At 72.0% G+C, this 17,617-nt stretch carries 14 protein-coding genes; 12 read left to right on the top strand and 2 right to left on the bottom strand.

Features of this window, described 5'->3' with window-relative positions; genetic code table 11:
* The first annotated feature begins 235 nt into the window (after window positions 1–235).
* From AB0N14_RS26965 to AB0N14_RS26955, 3 genes are all read left to right on the top strand, one after another.
* A complete protein-coding gene (locus AB0N14_RS26965; protein ID WP_003975777.1) occupies window positions 236–499 on the top strand; it encodes a WhiB family transcriptional regulator in 264 nt (87 codons plus the stop codon).
* Between the two features lie 273 nt (window positions 500–772).
* Window positions 773–4,384 (top strand): glycosyltransferase family 2 protein, encoded by a 3,612-nt coding sequence (locus AB0N14_RS26960; RefSeq protein WP_366028284.1) that lies wholly within the window; start codon window positions 773–775, stop codon window positions 4,382–4,384.
* Window positions 4,381–5,898, top strand: a complete 1,518-nt coding sequence (locus tag AB0N14_RS26955) for a DUF5719 family protein (RefSeq protein WP_366028283.1) — start codon at window positions 4,381–4,383, stop codon at window positions 5,896–5,898. The genes AB0N14_RS26960 and AB0N14_RS26955 overlap by 4 nt, the downstream gene beginning before the upstream one ends.
* Before the next feature lie 46 nt (window positions 5,899–5,944).
* Here the strand turns inward: AB0N14_RS26955 and AB0N14_RS26950 are convergent, their stop codons facing one another.
* Entirely contained in the window at window positions 5,945–6,394 is a 450-nt protein-coding gene (locus AB0N14_RS26950) for a metallopeptidase family protein (protein ID WP_366028282.1), read from the bottom strand.
* Window positions 6,395–6,734: 340 nt separating this feature from the next.
* Here AB0N14_RS26950 and AB0N14_RS26945 point away from each other — a divergent pair, with 340 nt between their 5' ends.
* From AB0N14_RS26945 to AB0N14_RS26910, 8 genes are all read left to right on the top strand, one after another.
* Complete coding sequence (locus AB0N14_RS26945) at window positions 6,735–7,163, top strand: DUF3499 domain-containing protein (protein WP_366028369.1); 429 nt, start codon at window positions 6,735–6,737, stop codon at window positions 7,161–7,163.
* Window positions 7,164–7,366: 203 nt separating this feature from the next.
* Window positions 7,367–8,731, top strand: a complete 1,365-nt coding sequence (locus tag AB0N14_RS26940; RefSeq protein ID WP_366028281.1) for a phosphomannomutase/phosphoglucomutase — start codon at window positions 7,367–7,369, stop codon at window positions 8,729–8,731.
* A gap of 128 nt (window positions 8,732–8,859) precedes the next feature.
* Window positions 8,860–9,030, top strand: coding sequence for a Trm112 family protein (locus tag AB0N14_RS26935; protein ID WP_366028280.1), 171 nt, complete (start codon window positions 8,860–8,862; stop codon window positions 9,028–9,030).
* Window positions 9,031–9,058: 28 nt separating this feature from the next.
* Window positions 9,059–10,186, top strand: coding sequence for an SIS domain-containing protein (locus tag AB0N14_RS26930; RefSeq protein WP_366028279.1), 1,128 nt, complete (start codon window positions 9,059–9,061; stop codon window positions 10,184–10,186).
* 141 nt (window positions 10,187–10,327) lie between these two features.
* The gene (gene manA / locus AB0N14_RS26925; protein ID WP_366028278.1) at window positions 10,328–11,479 is read left to right on the top strand and encodes a mannose-6-phosphate isomerase, class I; all 1,152 of its coding nucleotides are present in this window, start codon (window positions 10,328–10,330) and stop codon (window positions 11,477–11,479) included.
* A gap of 171 nt (window positions 11,480–11,650) precedes the next feature.
* On the top strand, window positions 11,651–12,628 hold the full coding sequence (locus tag AB0N14_RS26920; RefSeq protein ID WP_366028277.1) for a cation diffusion facilitator family transporter: 978 nt from the start codon (window positions 11,651–11,653) through the stop codon (window positions 12,626–12,628).
* A 321-nt stretch (window positions 12,629–12,949) separates the two neighbouring features.
* Window positions 12,950–14,407, top strand: a complete 1,458-nt coding sequence (ahcY, locus tag AB0N14_RS26915; RefSeq protein ID WP_366028276.1) for an adenosylhomocysteinase — start codon at window positions 12,950–12,952, stop codon at window positions 14,405–14,407.
* A 121-nt stretch (window positions 14,408–14,528) separates the two neighbouring features.
* Window positions 14,529–15,143 carry a hypothetical protein gene (locus tag AB0N14_RS26910; RefSeq protein ID WP_366028275.1) on the top strand — a complete coding sequence of 205 codons (615 nt, stop codon included), beginning with the start codon at window positions 14,529–14,531 and terminating at the stop codon, window positions 15,141–15,143.
* Window positions 15,144–15,166: 23 nt separating this feature from the next.
* Here the strand turns inward: AB0N14_RS26910 and AB0N14_RS26905 are convergent, their stop codons facing one another.
* On the bottom strand, window positions 15,167–16,102 hold the full coding sequence (locus AB0N14_RS26905; protein WP_366028273.1) for an RDD family protein: 936 nt from the start codon (window positions 16,100–16,102) through the stop codon (window positions 15,167–15,169).
* A gap of 90 nt (window positions 16,103–16,192) precedes the next feature.
* Here AB0N14_RS26905 and AB0N14_RS26900 point away from each other — a divergent pair, with 90 nt between their 5' ends.
* Complete coding sequence (locus AB0N14_RS26900) at window positions 16,193–17,200, top strand: stage II sporulation protein M (RefSeq protein WP_366028272.1); 1,008 nt, start codon at window positions 16,193–16,195, stop codon at window positions 17,198–17,200.
* Window positions 17,201–17,617 lie beyond the last annotated feature (417 nt).

The raw sequence follows: 17,617 nt of genomic DNA, 5'->3' as shown, positions 1-17,617 counted from the left end.
GCGTCCTTCTCGGTGAGGGGTGACAGGGCCACCTGGACCCTCACAGGCTGTCAGGGTTTATGCCGATTTGAACACTTTCCGCATAGCCTTGGTTCTGCAGAGTGAATAAGGGGCCCAATAGCAGATCTCGGCTTGACTGGCCCGGATCGGCACACTTGTAATTTCACTCGTGTCGTTCAGCCGGATTCGGTAACGGCTACATCACGGGGACGCGAAAGACAGACGAGGGGCGCACATGACCGAGCTGGTGCAGCAACTGCTGGTCGACGACGCGGACGAGGAACTCGGCTGGCAGGAGCGCGCGCTGTGCGCCCAGACCGACCCCGAGTCCTTCTTTCCTGAGAAGGGCGGCTCCACCCGCGAGGCCAAGAAGGTCTGCCTCGCCTGCGAGGTCCGCTCCGAGTGCCTCGAGTACGCGCTCGCCAACGACGAGCGGTTCGGCATCTGGGGCGGCCTGTCCGAGCGTGAGCGCCGCCGCCTGAAGAAGGCCGCCGTCTGACGTCCCTGTGGTCACCGTCGACACCGTCCGAAAAGAGTCGTTCAGGACGTCATAAAGCAGTCGCATGCGGGTGTGGCGGCGGCCGGTCCGCCCGGCGAGCGGCGAAAAGCCGCACATCCTTTCGTAACGAATGACCCGTCGCAGGTGGGTTGTCCACAGGCGGCGGGCCGTGATCTTGTCCAGCCGTTAGTGTGGGCCTCCGTCCGAGACGTCCCGCTGCCCCTCGGGGCACAGGCGTCCACCGCAGTCCAACGAACCGGGGCCCGTACCTCGATGTCCGTGCACAGCCATACGGCGGTCCAACACGACCCGTCTCCACCAGAGTTCCCGCGTCACGTGGTCACCGCGGTGCTCGTCGCCCACGACGGCGCCCGCTGGCTGCCCGACGCCCTCGCCGGGCTGCTCGGCCAAGAGCGCCCCGTGCAGGACGCCGTGGCGGCCGACACCGGCAGCGCGGACGACTCCGCCCAGCTGCTCACCGACGCCCTCGGCCCCGACCGCGTCCTGCACCTGGCCCGGCGCACCGGTTTCGGCCAGGCCGTCGAGGAGGCGAGCCGCTCCGCGCCCGTACCGACCCCGGACGACCTGCCGTACCTCAAGCGCCCCAGCGGCTGGGACCCCGTGACCCGCACCTGGCGGGACGAGGCCTACGACATGCCCGAGCTGCCGTACGGGGAGCCGGTGCAGTGGCTGTGGCTCCTGCACGACGACTGCGCACCCGAACCGGGTGCACTGGCCGAGCTGTTGCGCGTCGTGGAGCACGAGGCCGAGCTGGGGCGCGAGGTCGCCGCCGTCGGCCCCAAGCTCCGCGGCTGGTACGACCGCCGGCAGCTGCTCGAGGTCGGTGTCACCATCGCCAACTCCGGCCGTCGCTGGACCGGCCTGGACCGCCGTGAACAGGACCAGGGCCAGCACGACCACGTCCGTCCGGTGCTGTCCGTGTCCACCGCCGGCATGCTGATCCGGCGTGACGTCTTCGAGCAGCTCGGCGGATTCGACCGGAACCTGCCGCTGATGCGTGACGACGTCGACCTGTGCTGGCGTGCCCAGGCCGCCGGCCACCGCGTCCTCGTCGCCCCCGACGCGGTCGTACGACACGCCGAGGCGGCCTCCCGCGAGCGCCGCACCGTCGACTGCGTGGGCCGCACCGCGGCCTCCCCGCACAAGGTCGACAAGGCGGGCGCCGTCTACACCCTCCTCGTCAACGCCGGTTCCGCACAGCTGCCCTGGGTCCTGCTCCGTCTGGTGCTCGGCACCCTGCTGCGCACGGTGGCGTACCTCGTCGGCAAGGTGCCCGGTCAGGCCGTCGACGAGATCCGCGGCCTGCTGGGGACGCTGCTGCGGCCCGAGCGGATCATCGCCGGACGCCGCAGGCGCGGCCGCCCGCAGGTCGACAAGGGCGAGCTGCGCGCGTTGTTCCCGCCGCCCGGAGCAACCGTCCGGGCCACCGTCGAACAGGTCGCGAGCAACCTGGTGGGCCGCTCCGACCCCGAGGTGTCCTCGGCCGGCCGGCACGGCGGCGGCCTGGAGTCCGGACCCGGAGGTGACGACGCCGACTTCCTGGAGGTCGAACAGTTCGCCCGACTCAAGCGCATCGCCCGCAAGCCCGGACCGGTGCTCTTCGGCGTCCTCCTGCTCGTCTCGCTCGTCGCCTGCCGTGCGCTGCTCGGCGGTGGCGCGCTCGCGGGCGGCGCGCTGCTGCCCGCGCCCGCCGACTCCTCCGAGCTGTGGTCGCGCTATCTCGACGCCTGGCATCCGGTGGGCGCCGGCGGTACGCATTCCGCGCCGCCCTATCTGGCACTCGTCGCCCTGCTCGCCTCGATGTTGCTCGGCTCCACCGGTCTCGCGGTCACGGTGCTGCTCGTCTGTTCGGTGCCGCTCGCCGGGTTCACCGCGTACTTCGCCTCGCGTCCCCTCGTCGAGTCGCGGCTGCTGCGCGCGTGGGCGTCCGTCGCCTACGCCTTCCTGCCCGCCGCCACCGGCGCCCTCGCCGGTGGCCGCATCGGCACCGCGGTCCTCGCGGTCCTGCTGCCGCTCATCGCGCGCGCGGGCATCGCGGCCAGTGGCCGCGCCCACTCCTCCGGCGTGCGTGGCAGCTGGCGCGCCACCTGGGCGTACGCACTCCTGCTGACGATCACCACCGCCTTCACCCCGATCGTGTGGCCGATCGCCCTGGTCCTGGGCGTCGCGCTGCTCGTCGTGCGCCGCAACGACATCGTCGCCTACGGTCTGCGCTTCCTCGCCCAGGTCGGCACCCCGCTGCTGCTGCTCGCCCCGTGGTCGCTGTCGCTGCTGCCGTTCGGCTTCTTCAAGGAGGCCGGTCTGGCGTACGGCGCGAGCGCGGCCTCCGCCTCCGACCTGCTCGGCGCCAGCCCCGGCGGACCGGGCACGGTCAGCGGGCTGATGCTCATCGGCGTCGTCCTCGCCGCGCTCGCCGCCCTGATGCGCGGCGAGCGCCAGGCCGCCGTCTGGACGGCCTGGGCGGCCGCCCTGGTGGCGCTCGTCTTCGCGGTCCTGTCCAACCGCTCCGCCTGGTCCGGCCCCGCGACCCTCGTCTACGGCCTCGCGCTGCTGGCCGCCGCGGCGGTCGGCGCGGACGGCGCACGCGCGCGTGTGGCCGAGCAGAGCTTCGGCTGGCGCCAGCCGGTCGCCGCGCTCATCGCGTTCGCGTCCGCGGCCGGGCCCCTGCTCATCGCCGCCGGGTGGATGATCCGCGGCGCGGACGGGCCGCTGGAGCGGCGCGACCCCGTGCAGGTGCCCGCGTTCGTCGCCGAGGAGAGCGGGACCAGTGACCAGGCCCGCACTCTCGTCCTCGACGGCGAATTCACCGCGCGCGTGGGCTACACCCTGGTCCGCGGCTCCGGCGCCCGCCTGGGCGACGGCGAACTCGCCGCCGAGGACGGCGAGAACAAGCAGCTCGACAAGGTCGTCGCCAACCTCGTCGCGGGTTCCGGCGCCGACCAGGCCGACGAACTCGGCGGCTTCGCCGTGCGCTACGTCCTCGTCCGCAAGGGCGCACCCCGAGACATCAGCCGCATCCTGGACGCCACGCCCGGCCTGACCCGGCTCAGCCAGCAGGACGGCAGCGCCCTGTGGCGGGTCGACCACGAGGTCTCCCGCGCCGCGATCGTCGGCGGCACGGGCGCGCCGCAGCCCGTCGCGGCCGGACCCGTGGAGATCCACACGACGATCCCCTCGGGCGGCGAGGGCCGTATCCTGCGGATCGCCGACACCGCCGACCCCGACTGGACCGCCACCCTGGACGGCAAGCCGCTCACCGCCACCACCGTGGACGGCTGGGCCCAGGGCTTCCGACTGCCCGCCTCCGGCGGCACGTTGGACGTCACCTATGACACTCCGTTCGGCCACACCGCCTGGCTGTGGGCGCAGGGCGCGCTCGCCGTCGTGCTGGTGGTGCTCGCCCTGCCCGGGCGCCGCCGTGACGTCGACGACGACCTCCCCGAGGAGCGGGTGGTGCTCGCGCAGGACACCACCGGCGAGGGCCGCCGCGCCCGCCGGCTGCGTGCGCAGGCCGAGGCGGAAGAGGCTGCCCAGGACGCCGACACCCCGCCCGCCCCTCCGCAGGAGCCCCCCGCCGCCGTCCCGCACCAGCCGGCGTACGGGGAGTGGGACACGACGGGCTACGCGGACACCGACTACGGCTCCTACAGCGGCGAGAACTACCAGGGCGTCCCCCAGCAGTACGCGCCGGGCGCCTACGAGCAGCAGCAGTACCAGGCCGACCCTTATCAGGGCGCCCAGTACGACCCGTACGCGTACGGCAACACGGCGCCGTACGACCCGACGTACACCCAGGGCTACGCCACGCCGTACGACCCGGCGCACGGCACCGACAGTGAGCGCCCCGACGGGAGCCAGCAGTGAACCGTACGACCCTGTCCCTGATCGTCGGCGCGACCGCGCTCGCCGCCGTCACCGGATTCGCGGCACTCGGCGCGCCGGCCGCCTCCGGCAGCGACACCCCGAAGACGGCCGCACGGCTGCCGGTGGAGCAGACCCGGCTGCTGTGCCCCCAGCCGAGTAACTCGGACATAGCCGACACCTCCTACACGTCCTTCACGCCGGTCGCGCAGGGCACCGGCGGGAGCGGCAAGGCCCAACTGACCGCGGCGGCCGAGCAGTCGGCGGACAGCACGGACACCGGCAAGAGCGGCAAGGCGGGCAAGGGCAAGAAGCAGTCCGGCGCGCCGACACTGACCCCCAAGCAGCCCGGCACCCCGGCCACCGGGGACGGCTCGGGCGCCGACACGCCCGCGCTGATCGGCACCGCCACGGGCAGGTTCGCGCCCGGCTGGACGGTCCAGGAGACCACCGCGGTCGCCGCCGGCTCCGGACGCGGCTTGCTCGGCGTCAACTGCACCGCACCCGACACCGAGTTCTGGTTCCCGGGCGCCAGCACCGCCGCCTCGCGCACCGACTACGTGCACCTGACCAACCCCGACGACTCCGTCGCGGTCGTCGACATCGAGCTGTACGGCAAGGACGGCAACCTGAAGTCGGCGGTCGGCGAGGGCATCACCGTCCAGCCGCACTCCAGCGAACCGGTCCTGCTGTCCACGCTCACCGCAGCGAAGGAGAGCGACCTCACGGTCCACGTCAGCGTCCGCAGCGGCCGGGTCGGCGCCGCCGTGCAGGCCCTGGACGACAAGCTGGGCGGCGACTGGCTGCCCGCCTCCACGGGCCCGGCGGGGTCCCTGGTGCTGCCCGGCGTCCCCAAGGACGCCACCGACGTGCGTCTGGTCGCCTTCGCGCCCGGCGACTCCGACGCCGACCTCAAGGTGCGCCTCGCCTCGCCCTCCGGGGAGATCACCCCGGCCGGGAACGAGACGGTGCACGTGAAGGCCGGCATGACCACGGCCGTGGACCTCGGCGACATCACGCGCGGCGAGGTCGGCTCCCTGGTGCTGACGCCCGCCGGCACGCCGGTCCCGGTGGTCGCCGCGCTGCGCGTGGTGCGGGGCAAGGGCGGCGGGCAGGAGTCGGCGTTCATCCCGGCCACCGCGCCGGTCGGCACGCGCGCGTCGGTCGCCGACAACAGCGCCAAGGGGACCACGCTCGCGCTGGCCGCACCGGGCGCCACGGCCACCGTCAAGGTCACAGCGTCCGCGGGCAGCGAGGGCGGCACGGCCGTGACGAAGCAGTACACGATCAAGGGCGGCACGACACAGGACGTGGACGTGCCCGTGCCGAGCGGCGTGAAGGGCACCTACGCGCTGACCGTGGAGACGCTCTCCGGTGGCCCCGTCTACGCCTCCCGCACCCTCCGGACGACCATCGAGGGGCTGTCGGCGTTCACCGTGCAGACCCTGCCGGACGACCGGGGCACGGTGGCCGTGCCGGAGGCGCGCCAGGACCTGTCGGTGCTGCTGAAGAAGTGACGGAAGGATCCGTGAGCGTGCGGAAGGATCCGTGAGCGTGCGGGGCTCAGTCCTCGCCGTAGCGCGGATCCACCGTCTCCGGTGTCAGCCCCAGCAGCTCCGCCACCTGCTCCACGACCACCTCGTGGACCAGGGCGGCACGCTCGTCGCGGCCCTTGGTGCGGATCTCGACCGGGCGCCGGTAGACCACCACGCGAGCGCGGCGGCCGTCGCGGGCCGGGATGGTGCCTCCCAGGGGGACGGCCTCCTCGCTCCAGCCCGCGCCGGGGCCGTCCAGGCGCGGCACCTCCAGAACCAGGAAGTCGATGTCGGCGAGCTGCGGCCAGCGCCGCTCCAGGCGCTCCACGGAGTCCTGCACCAGATCCGCGAACACCTCGGCGCGGCTCGCGGAGAGCGGTACCTGGGGCGGTGCGACGGGGCCGCGCATGCCTCGGCCGTGGCGGTCACGGCGGCGGGGCCCGGGTGCGGCGGCGCGGGGCGGTACGGGGGTGTCCATCACTGAAAGAAGCGTAGTCCCCGCCGGGGCGCCACGCCCGGCCCCACGCGAACCCACCCCGCTTCGGCCGCGCCCCTCCGGCCGGGCTCGCCCCGGACGGCCCGGCCCCGGGCGAGCGGAGACCACACGGCATGTCGCCGGATGACCAATCCAGCCAAGCTTGCGCTCGATTCCGTATCCCTCAGAGACCGCTGAGCTCATGAACTTTGACGAGGTTTGTACCAAGTGGTGACCGCTTTCAGAGCCGCCCGGTATCTCGTCATGGGCTGTCCACGCAGGTCAGCCACGCGACCCCGAAAGGGGGTGTGGGGTGTTTCACAGCACGACACGGTGGAGTGACCTGGGGGAGAGTCGTCGCGGCCCGCTCAAGAGTGCGGTACCGTCCAACGTCGTGAGCCCTGTACGTCGCTGTTCGCGCACCGCTTGCGGCCGACCCGCCGTCGCGACGCTGACGTACGTCTACGCCGACTCGACCGCGGTCCTCGGCCCGCTCGCCACCTACGCCGAACCCCACTGCTACGACCTGTGCGCCGAGCACTCCGAGCGGCTGACCGCCCCGCGCGGCTGGGAGGTCGTCCGGCTGCTGGACGGCTCGGCCCACGCGCGCCCGAGCGGCGACGACCTCGAGGCGCTGGCCAACGCGGTCCGCGAGGCGGCCCGCCCGCACCAGCGCGCGGCCCAGGCGGGCGGCGGCAGCGCCCGTACGGCCGACCCGATGGAGGTCGCACGCCGCGGCCATCTGCGAGTCCTGCGCTCACCCGACAGCTGAGCGTCCACCCCTCCTCGTCACCCTCCTTTCCACCCCCTCATCGCACGCCCTGCCCCTGTCAGGTGCGGTCCAGCGGACCCGTGTGCCGGTGATATCCGGTGTGAACTCCGTTCGAACTGTTCGTCGGACCCCGGGGCCCCCGGCTGGGCACCGGCCCCAGCAGGTAATTTGGGGGCATCGTTGAGAACTCAGGAGGGTTGGCCGTGGCTGCTGATCTGTCGCAGATCGTGAAGGCGTACGACGTACGCGGGGTGGTCCCGGACCAGTGGGACGAGATGCTGGCCGAGCTGTTCGGCGCGGCTTTCGCCCAGGTGACCGGTGCGGACGCGATCGTGATCGGCCATGACATGCGGCCCTCGTCCCCGGGCCTGGCGGACGCCTTCGCCCGTGGAGCCGCCGGACGCGGGGCCGACGTCACCGAGATCGGCCTGTGCTCGACGGACCAGCTGTACTACGCGTCGGGCGCGCTGAACCTGCCGGGCGCCATGTTCACCGCCTCGCACAACCCGGCGAAGTACAACGGCATCAAGATGTGCCGCGCGGGCGCCGCGCCCGTCGGCCAGGACACGGGCCTCGCGGAGATCCGCGCCCTGGTCGAGGAGTGGCTGGACGGGGAAGCGCCGCAGCCCGTGGAGACGCCGGGCACGATCACCCGGCGCGACACGCTGGACGACTACGCGGCGTACCTGCGCTCGCTCGCCGACCTGACCTCCATCCGCCGGCTGAAGGTCGTCGTCGACGCCGGCAACGGCATGGGCGGCCACACCGTGCCGACCGTCCTCGCCGGACTGCCCGTCGACCTGGTCCCGATGTACTTCGAGCTGGACGGCACGTTCCCGAACCACGAGGCCAACCCGCTCGACCCGAAGAACATCGTCGACCTGCAGAAGCGGGTGCGCGAAGAGGGCGCCGACATCGGCATCGCCTTCGACGGCGACGCGGACCGCTGCTTCGTCGTCGACGAGCACGGCGACCCGGTCACCCCGTCCGCGATCACCGCGCTGGTCGCCGCCCGGGAACTGGCCAAGCACGGCGGCAAGGGCACGATCATCCACAACCTGATCACGTCCTGGTCGGTGCCCGAGGTCGTCCGGGAGAACGGCGGCACGCCGGCCCGCACCCGCGTCGGCCACTCCTTCATCAAGGCCGAAATGGCCCGCACCGGCGCCATCTTCGGCGGCGAGCACTCCGCGCACTACTACTTCAAGGACTTCTGGAACGCCGACACGGGCATGCTGGCCGCACTCCACGTCCTCGCGGCCCTCGGCGGCCAGGAGGGGCCGCTCTCCCAGCTCGTGGCCGAGTACGACCGCTATGTGGGCTCCGGCGAGATCAACTCCACGGTCGACGACCAGAAGGGCCGCCTCGCCGCCATCAAGGCCGCCTACGAGGGCCGCGAGGGCATCGAACTGGACGAGCTGGACGGCCTGACCGTCTCCTCCGCCGACTGGTGGTTCAACGTCCGCCCGTCCAACACCGAACCGCTCCTGCGCCTGAACGCCGAGGCGAGGGACGAGGTGACCATGGCGAAGATCCGGGACGAGGCCCTGGAGATCATCCGGGCCTGACGCCCCGCCACACGCCGCGCCAGGCGGGGCGGGGCGCACGGCAGCGCCCGCCCCGCCCAACCCCCGCATGCCGCCGCCCGCAGCGGTAGTCTGACCAGGCCAAGCGCACCAGCCCGAAGGGACCCGTCATGCCGCTCGAAGCCGGCCTCCTCGAGATCCTCGCCTGCCCGGCGTGCCACGCACCGCTCGAGGAGGAGGAGAGCGAGCTGGTCTGCACCGGCCAGGACTGCGGCCTCGCCTACCCAGTCCGCGACGGCATCCCGGTCCTGCTCGTCGACGAAGCCCGCCGCCCCGCCTGACGCACCCGGCGATCGGAGGCTGCCGCCCATGCTCGACGAATCGCTGCTCGACGACCCCGAGGCGCTGGCGCGCGCCGACCGACGCGGACTGCTCCGGGGCGCCGCCGAGGCAGGCGCCCGGGTCCGCACGGCCGTGCGGTTCGCCGCCGAGGCGGGGGTCAACGACCTGAGGCCCGACGGCCGGCCCCGAGCCGTGCTCATCGCGGGCCCCGGCACCGCCTCCGTGGGCGTCGCCGAACTGCTCGGCACCCTCGCCGGCGCCGCCTGCCCGGTCGTCCGCATCCACCCCGCCGGCGTCGCCCCCGCCGCCGGCGCGCTGCGCTGGGAGCTGCCCGGCTGGGCCGGGCCCGTCGACCTGCTGCTCATCGCCACCCCCGACGGCTCCGAACCCGGCCTCGGCATCCTGGTCGAGCAGGCCTACCGCCGCGGCTGCAGCGTCGTCGCCGTGACCCCCGCCCGCTCCCCGATCACGGAGGCGGTGACCGCCGCCCACGGCCTGTTCGTGCCCATGGCGACCGCCCCTTACGAGCAGGAGGAACCCCTCGCCGCCTCCGCGCCCGGCGTCCTGTGGGCCCTGCTCACCCCGCTGCTCGCCCTCCTGGACCGGACCGGCCTGCTCTCCGCGCCGCCCGACGTCCTGGAGAAGGTCGCCGACCGCCTCGACCAGGTCGCCGAACGCTGCGGCCCGGCCATCGCCACCTACAGCAACCCCGCCAAGAACCTCGCTGCCGAACTCGCCGAAGCGCTCCCGGTGATCTGGACGGAAGGCGTCTCCGCCGCACCCGCCGGCCGCCGCTTCGCCGCCGCGCTCGCCGAGCTGGCCGGCCGTCCCGCGCTCACCGCGCAGCTGCCCGAGGCACTCGCCGCGCACGGTGTGCTGCTCTCCGGCCCGCTCGCCGCGGGCGCCGACCCCGACGACTTCTTCCGCGACCGCGTCGAGGAGGCACAAGCCCTGCACGCGCGCGTGGTGCTCCTGCGCGACCGCCCCATCGGCGGCCTGAGCGCCGCCCCCGCCGCCCGAGACCTGGCCCTCAGCCACGACACGGCGATCAGCGAACTCGAACCCGAGGACGGCGACGAGCTGGAGACCCTCGCGGAACTGATCTCCATCACGGATTTCGCCGCCGTTTACGTGGCGCTCGCTTTCGCGGCCTGACGTGGCGCTGTCACCGGAAAGGCCCACCGCAGGCCTTTCCGGCCACAGCACTAGGCTCACACCATCTGACCAGCGCGCACCGGTCGACCCGTCCAGAGCGGCGCCGGCCGGGAGCGTACGTACGGAGACGAAGAAAAACTCATGGATCGCCTCGACAACACCGTCCGCCCCTACGCCTGGGGTTCGACCACCGCCATCCCCCGGCTCCTCGGCGTGGAGCCGACCGGTGAGCCGCAGGCGGAGATGTGGATGGGCGCCCACCCCGGGGCACCCTCGCGCACCCTGCGCGGCCCCCTGAACGAGGTGATCGACAAGGCTCCGGAGCGCGAACTGGGGGAGCGGACGGTCGCCCGGTTCGGCCCCCGGCTGCCGTTCCTGCTGAAGATCCTCGCCGCCGGCGCCCCGCTCTCCCTCCAGGTCCACCCCGACCTGGAGCAGGCGAAGGAGGGCTACGCCGACGAGGAGCGCCGCGGCATCCCCGTGGACGCGCCCCACCGCAACTACAAGGACGCCAACCACAAGCCCGAACTGATCTGCGCCCTCACCGAGTTCGACGGCCTGTGCGGCTTCCGCGCCCCCGACGCCGCCGCCGACCTGCTCGCCGGCCTCGACGTCGACTCCCTCAAGCCGTACGTCGACGTGCTGCACGCCCACCCCGAAGACGCCGCCCTGCGCGAGGTCCTCACCGCCGTGCTGAGCGCCGACCCCGAGGAGATGACCCACACGGTCACCGAGGCGGCGGCCGCCTGCGCCCGCCTCGGCGGCGCCTACGCCCCGTACGCCGACATCGCCCACCACTACCCCGGTGACCCGGGTGTGATCGCCGCGATGCTGCTCAACCACGTCCGGCTGCAGCCCGGCGAGGCCCTCTACCTCGGCGCCGGCGTCCCGCACGCCTACCTGAGCGGCCTCGGCGTCGAGATCATGGCCAACTCCGACAACGTCCTGCGCTGCGGCCTCACCCCCAAGCACGTCGACGTCCCGGAACTGCTGCGGATCGTCCGCTTCGAGGCGAGCGACCCCGGTGTTCTGCGCCCCGAGGCCTCCGCGGACGGCGAGGAGGTCTACGAGACCCCGATCGACGAGTTCCGCCTGTCCCGGTACGTGGTGACCGAGGGCGCCGCCCCGCACGACCTCACGCGCGCGACCCCGCAGATCCTGCTGTGCACGGCCGGTTCCGTCCGCGCGGGCGACCAGGTGCTCGCGCCCGGCGAGTCGGTGTTCGTGCCGGCGGAGGACAAGGCCGAGGTGTCGGGGGCCGGCACGGTCTTCCGGGCCACGGTCGCCGCCTGACACCGGCGCCCGGCCCCCGGGCCGGGCGCCGTCGCGGTCCCGGCCCGGCGCACCGCTGTCGGAGCCTGCTGCAACAATGGCCCACCGGCAAAGGACGGGCAAAGCCCCGGACGGCGTACGGTACGTACGGGCGTCCCGGGTGCGACGGCTACGAAGGGACAACGCGAACACATGAGCGCGTCAGGCGGCACCAGGGCGATCGTGGCGGCACTCGGCGCCAACCTCGCGATCGCGGCATCGAAGTTCGTCGCGTTCGCCTTCAGCGGCTCGTCGTCGATGCTCGCGGAGGGCGTCCACTCGCTCGCCGACTCCGGCAACCAGTTCCTGCTGCTGATCGGCGGCAAGCGCGCCCGGCGCGAGGAGACCCCGCAGCACCCGTTCGGCTACGGCCGCGAGCGGTTCATCTACGCCTTCCTCGTCTCGATCGTCCTCTTCTCCATCGGCGGCATGTTCGCCATCTACGAGGGCTACGAGAAGATCCGGCACCCGCACGCCCTCGAGAACTGGTACTGGCCGGTGGGCGTCCTCATCTTCGCGATCATCGCCGAGGGCTTCTCCTTCCGCACGGCGATAAAGGAGTCCAACGAACTGCGCGGCAAGCTCTCCTGGGCGCAGTTCATCCGCCGGGCCAAGGCCCCGGAGCTGCCGGTCGTCCTCCTGGAGGACTCCGGCGCGCTCATCGGTCTGGTCCTCGCCCTCGGCGGCGTCGGCCTCGCCCTGCTCACCGGCGACGGCATTTGGGACGGCATCGGCACCGTCTGCATCGGTGTCCTCCTCGTCCTGATCGCCCTGGTCCTCGCCGCCGAGACCAAGTCCCTGCTCCTCGGCGAAGCCGCGGGCGTCGACGTGGTCAAGCAGATCGAGGCGGCGATCGTCGACGGCGAGACGGTCACCGGCCTCATCCACATGCGCACACTCCACCTGGGCCCCGAGGAACTGCTCATCGCCGCCAAGATCGCCGTGCAGCACGACGACACGGCCGACCAGGTCGCCTCCGCGATCAACGCCGCCGAGGCCCGCATCCGCGCTGCCGTCCCCATCGCCCGCGTCATCTACCTCGAGCCGGACATCTACAGCGAGGCCGAGGCCGCGAAGGGCCCGGACCCCGAGGCGACGCCCGGCGGCCCGGGGCCGAGCACCGGTCACTGATCACACCGCCGAGCCGTGACGGACCACGTGGGGCCCTCGATCACACGGCCCGCTACCGGGATGCCGTCCGCAGGCAATCGGGCGTCTTCCGAGGCGGACTGGGGACGGCTGGGGCCTCCGGTGTAGCTTGGAACGGAGCCAGACGTCGCTGCTGATGGCGGTCGGGCGGTCCAGGACGGGCCGGCCGAGGGAGAGAGGGCCTCCGACGGACTGCGCTGCGCGCACGTGGGCATGCCTGTGTCCTCTTTCGGGCACCCCTGTGCCCGCCGCCGCGCAGACCAGCCGTACCCACCTCGACCCAACCCCGAGGAGCAGCTCGCAATGACGACTGTCGAGAACCGACAGGACTTCAAGGTCGCCGACCTCTCGCTGGCCGAGTTCGGCCGCAAGGAGATCACCCTCGCCGAGCACGAGATGCCCGGCCTGATGGCGATCCGCAAGGAGTACGCCGAGGCGCAGCCTCTGGCCGGCGCCCGTATCACCGGCTCCCTGCACATGACCGTCCAGACCGCCGTCCTCATCGAGACCCTCGCCGCTCTCGGCGCGCAGGTCCGCTGGGCGTCCTGCAACATCTTCTCCACCCAGGACCACGCGGCCGCCGCCATCGCCGTCGGCCCGAACGGCACGCCCGACAACCCGCAGGGCATCCCCGTCTTCGCTTGGAAGGGCGAGACGCTCGAGGAGTACTGGTGGTGCACGGAGCAGGCGCTGACCTGGCCGGACAGCCCCACCGGCGGCCCGAACATGATCCTCGACGACGGCGGTGACGCCACCCTCCTCGTCCACAAGGGCGTCGAGTACGAGAAGGACGGCAAGGTCCCCTCGCCCGACACCGCCGAGTCCGACGAGCACCGCGTCATCCTCCAGCTGCTCACCCGCACCCTGGCGGAGAACCCCCAGAAGTGGACCCAGCTGGCGTCCGAGATCCGCGGCGTGACCGAGGAGACCACGACCGGCGTCCACCGCCTGTACGAGATGCAGCGCGAGGGCACCCTCCTGTTCCCGGCGATCAACGTCAACGACGCCGTCACCAAGTCGAAGTTCGACAACAAGTACGGCTGCCGTCACTCCCTGATCGACGGCATCAACCGCGCCACGGACACCCTCATCGGCGGCAAGACCGCGGTCGTCTGCGGCTACGGCGACGTGGGCAAGGGCTGCGCGGAGTCCCTGCGTGGACAGGGCGCCCGCGTGATCGTCACCGAGATCGACCCGATCTGCGCGCTGCAGGCCGCCATGGACGGCTACCAGGTCACGACCCTGGACGAGGTCATCGACAAGGCCGACATCTTCGTCACCACGACCGGCAACCGGGACATCATCATGGCCAGCGACATGGCCAAGATGAAGCACCAGGCGATCGTCGGCAACATCGGCCACTTCGACAACGAGATCGACATGGCCGGCCTGGCCAAGGTCCCCGGCATCGTCAAGGACGAGGTCAAGCCGCAGGTCCACACCTGGACCTTCCCCGACGGCAAGAAGATCATCGTCCTCTCCGAGGGCCGCCTGCTGAACCTGGGCAACGCCACCGGTCACCCGTCGTTCGTGATGTCCAACTCCTTCGCGGACCAGACGCTGGCCCAGATCGAGCTGTTCACCAAGCCCGACGCGTACCCGACCGGCGTCTATGTTCTGCCCAAGCACCTCGACGAGAAGGTCGCCCGCCTCCACCTGGACGCGCTCGGAGTGAAGCTCACCAAGCTCCGCCCCGAGCAGGCGGCGTACATCGGCGTCGAGGTCGAGGGTCCGTACAAGCCCGACCACTACCGCTACTGACCGAGCCCCCGTCCGAAGGCAGGCCCCCGCACCCCCGTGCCGGGGGCCTGCCTCCTTTTCCAGACCACTGGGCCTTTCCAGACCACTGGGCGGACCGGCCCCGTCAAGCTCCAGGACCCTCATGCCCCGCGGCCGATATTCGCTTCACGACCCGCACGACCAGACCCTCCTCGCCGAAGAACACTTCCAGTGCGCGCCGGGCCCCACCGGCTGGCGCTATGTCTCCCGACTGACCACCCCTTCCGGCGATCACGCAGGCTCCGTCGACCTCGCCCTCGACGAGCTCGGCCGCCCCATCCGCCTCGAACTGCACGCCTCGAGCTGGCAGGTGCGGGGCGCCGCCCTCGACGGCGTCACCTGGGTCCGCACCGACCCCACCGGCAGCCGTGCCACCGAAGGCAATGTCCGCGCCCACGCCTTCACCGGCACATCCCCCGCTTTCCTCGTCGCCACCGCCCGTCTGCTGCGCCTCAATCCCTCTTCTCCCGAGACGCGCGTACGCCTAGTCGCCTTCACCGATCCGGTCCTCGCCCCCCGCACCGTGGACCAGTCCTGGGCCCTGATCGCAAGAGAAGCACACACCACTGACAACGCCCCCCTCATCGTGGACGAATACCAGGTCACAGCCCTGGACACGGGTGAGCGGCACACCGTCCACATCGCAGGAGACGTGGTGCTGGCGGCACCAGGCATCGAGCTGGAGGACCTCCAGTCGCCGCCGTCGGTGTTTCCATGACAGCGACCCGGCGGTGACCGCGGTTACGCGGGCGGCGCGAAGCCGGTGGAGGGCCGAGCCAGCGGTTCGGGATGTGTGGGCTGCATAGGTGGCGTCGGTGCCGGCTGCGGGTCCTGCGGGACGACGGGCGCCGGGGCCCGGGACGGGGCGTAGGGCTGCTGAACTGCGGCGCCGGTTTGCGGACCCCCCTCGACGGCCTCGACGGCTCCCCAGCCGCCGGAGACCCGCCGGGCCTCTCGTGCCTGCCGTTCCTGCACCACCGCCGCCAGATAAGCGGCCGGCGGCACGCCGGGCGGTGTCGGCACGCCCGTACGGGCCGCGAGGTCCGTGGCGAGACGTTCCGCCATCGTCCAGCCCACCTGCGGATCCAGCTGGTGCATCCGGGTCAGGTACTGCCGGATCGCCAGCCACAGCCCGTCCGGAACCGCCGAGAGGTCGAGCGCGGAGAACCGCCCTGCCAGCCACGGTGGCGGCGGAGGCACGAAGGACGCACGGCCGGCGGGCAACCGCTCGCGCACGACCAGCGTGCCCGCGAACACGTCACCGAGCCTCCGCCCCCGTGCCGACACCAGCGAGGCGATGCACGCCACGACCCCGAAGGTCATGAGGATCTCGACCACACCGACCGCGCCCCGTACCAACGCGTGCCGGAATCGGATCGGCCCCCCGTCGTCCCGCACCACCCGCAGCCCGCACGCCAGCTTGCCCAGCGAACGCCCATGGCTCAGCGTCTCCACCGCGATCGGCCCGCCCACCAGTACGAGGACGAAGGCGGCGATCGACACCGCGATCTGCGCGGCCTCGTCCAGGCCGGACGTGGACGCCACCAGAGCGATCAGCACAAGGACGTAGGCGACCACGGCCACCACCAGGTCGAGCAACACGGCCAGCGCCCGGCTCGGCAGCTTCGCGGGGCGCAGCTCCAGCGCCACCGCCTCACCCGTCACTAGCTCACTCACGCCGACCGCCCTTCCCCTGACCCGCTCCGGAGTACGACAGTCTGCCAAGCTGAGGGCACATCGCGCCGCAGTACGAGGAGCAGCCCATCCATGGACCTCGACGTGTTCGTGTCCACCCACCGCGCCGAGTGGGACCGCCTCGAGGTCCTGCTGCGCCGTCGGCGCCGCCTCACCGGGGCCGAGGCGGACGAACTCGTCGCCCTCTACCAGCGCACCGCCACCCATCTCTCGCTGATCCAGTCCAGCGCACCCGACCCCCAGCTCACCGGTCGGCTCAGTCAACTGGTGGCACGCGCGCGCAGCGCCGTGACGGGCACGCGCCGCGCCTCGTGGCGCGATGTCATGCGCTTCCTCACGCACGGTTTCCCCGCCGCCGTCTACCGTTCGCGCCGCTGGTGGATACCCACGGCACTGCTCTCCACGGTGGTGGCGGTGCTCCTGGGGTGGTGGATCGGCACCCACCCGGACGTCCAGGCATCGATCGCGGCCCCCGGCGAACTGCGCGACCTGACCCGCCCCGGCGGCGAGTACGAGACGTACTACTCCAGCCATCCCGCCGCCGCGTTCGCCGCCCAGGTGTGGACGAACAACGCCCGAGCCGCCGCGATGTGCCTGGTCCTGGGCATCTTCCTGGGCCTCCCGGTGCTGTGGATCCTCTTCGAGAACATGCTGAACCTGGGGGTCGGAATGGGCCTGATGTCCTCGGCCGGCCGCCTCGACACCTTCCTTGGCCTGATCCTCCCGCACGGGCTGCTGGAACTGACGGCCGTCTTCGTGGCCGCCGGAACAGGGCTGCGACTCGGCTGGACCCTCATCGACCCGGGGCCGCGTACCCGGCGCACCGCCCTCGCCGAGGAGGGCAGGGCTGCCTTGGGCATGGCCATCGGACTCACCCTGGTCCTGTTCGTCTCGGGTGCCATCGAAGGGTTCGTGACCCCCTCCGGCCTTCCCACCTGGGCCCGGATCGCGATCGGCATCGCCGCTGAGCTGGCCTTTCTCGCGTACGTCTATGTCCTCGGCGGACGAGCGGCGCGGGCCGGGGACACGGGGGACGTGGACGCCGACGAGCGCAGCGCGACCGTTCCGACGGCGGCGTGACCGGAACGGCCCCTCCGGATGTGCGTCATCCGGTGTCGGCCTGCTAATCTCCTCTTCGCCCCACGGAACCCGTTGACACGGGTGGCGTGGGGAGGTAGATTTAGACAGTTGCCTGGAGGTGGAGGTATCCACCCACAACAGGAACAGTGGGCATCTGCCGGCTCTCGGGGCGATGAGTTCTGAGGAGCCCTCCCCGATTGATTCAGAAGTGGTCGGCGGTCAGTCCGCCCTAAAACCTCTGATCAAGTCGGAACCGCCGGAAAGGGAAACGCGAGAGCGGGAACCTGGAAAGCGCCGAGGAAATCGGATCCGAAAGATCTGGTAGAGTCGGAAACACCGAAGGGAAGCGCCCGGAGGAAAGCCGAGAGAGTGAGTCTCTCCGGTGAGTACAAAGGAAGCGTCCGTTCCTTGAGAACT

The organism is Streptomyces sp. NPDC051104 (assembly GCF_040682835.1).
Lineage (GTDB): Bacteria > Actinomycetota > Actinomycetes > Streptomycetales > Streptomycetaceae > Streptomyces > Streptomyces cynarae.
The sequence above is the reverse complement of the archived record's forward strand: the minus strand, read 5'-3'. Positions and strand labels throughout refer to the sequence as shown.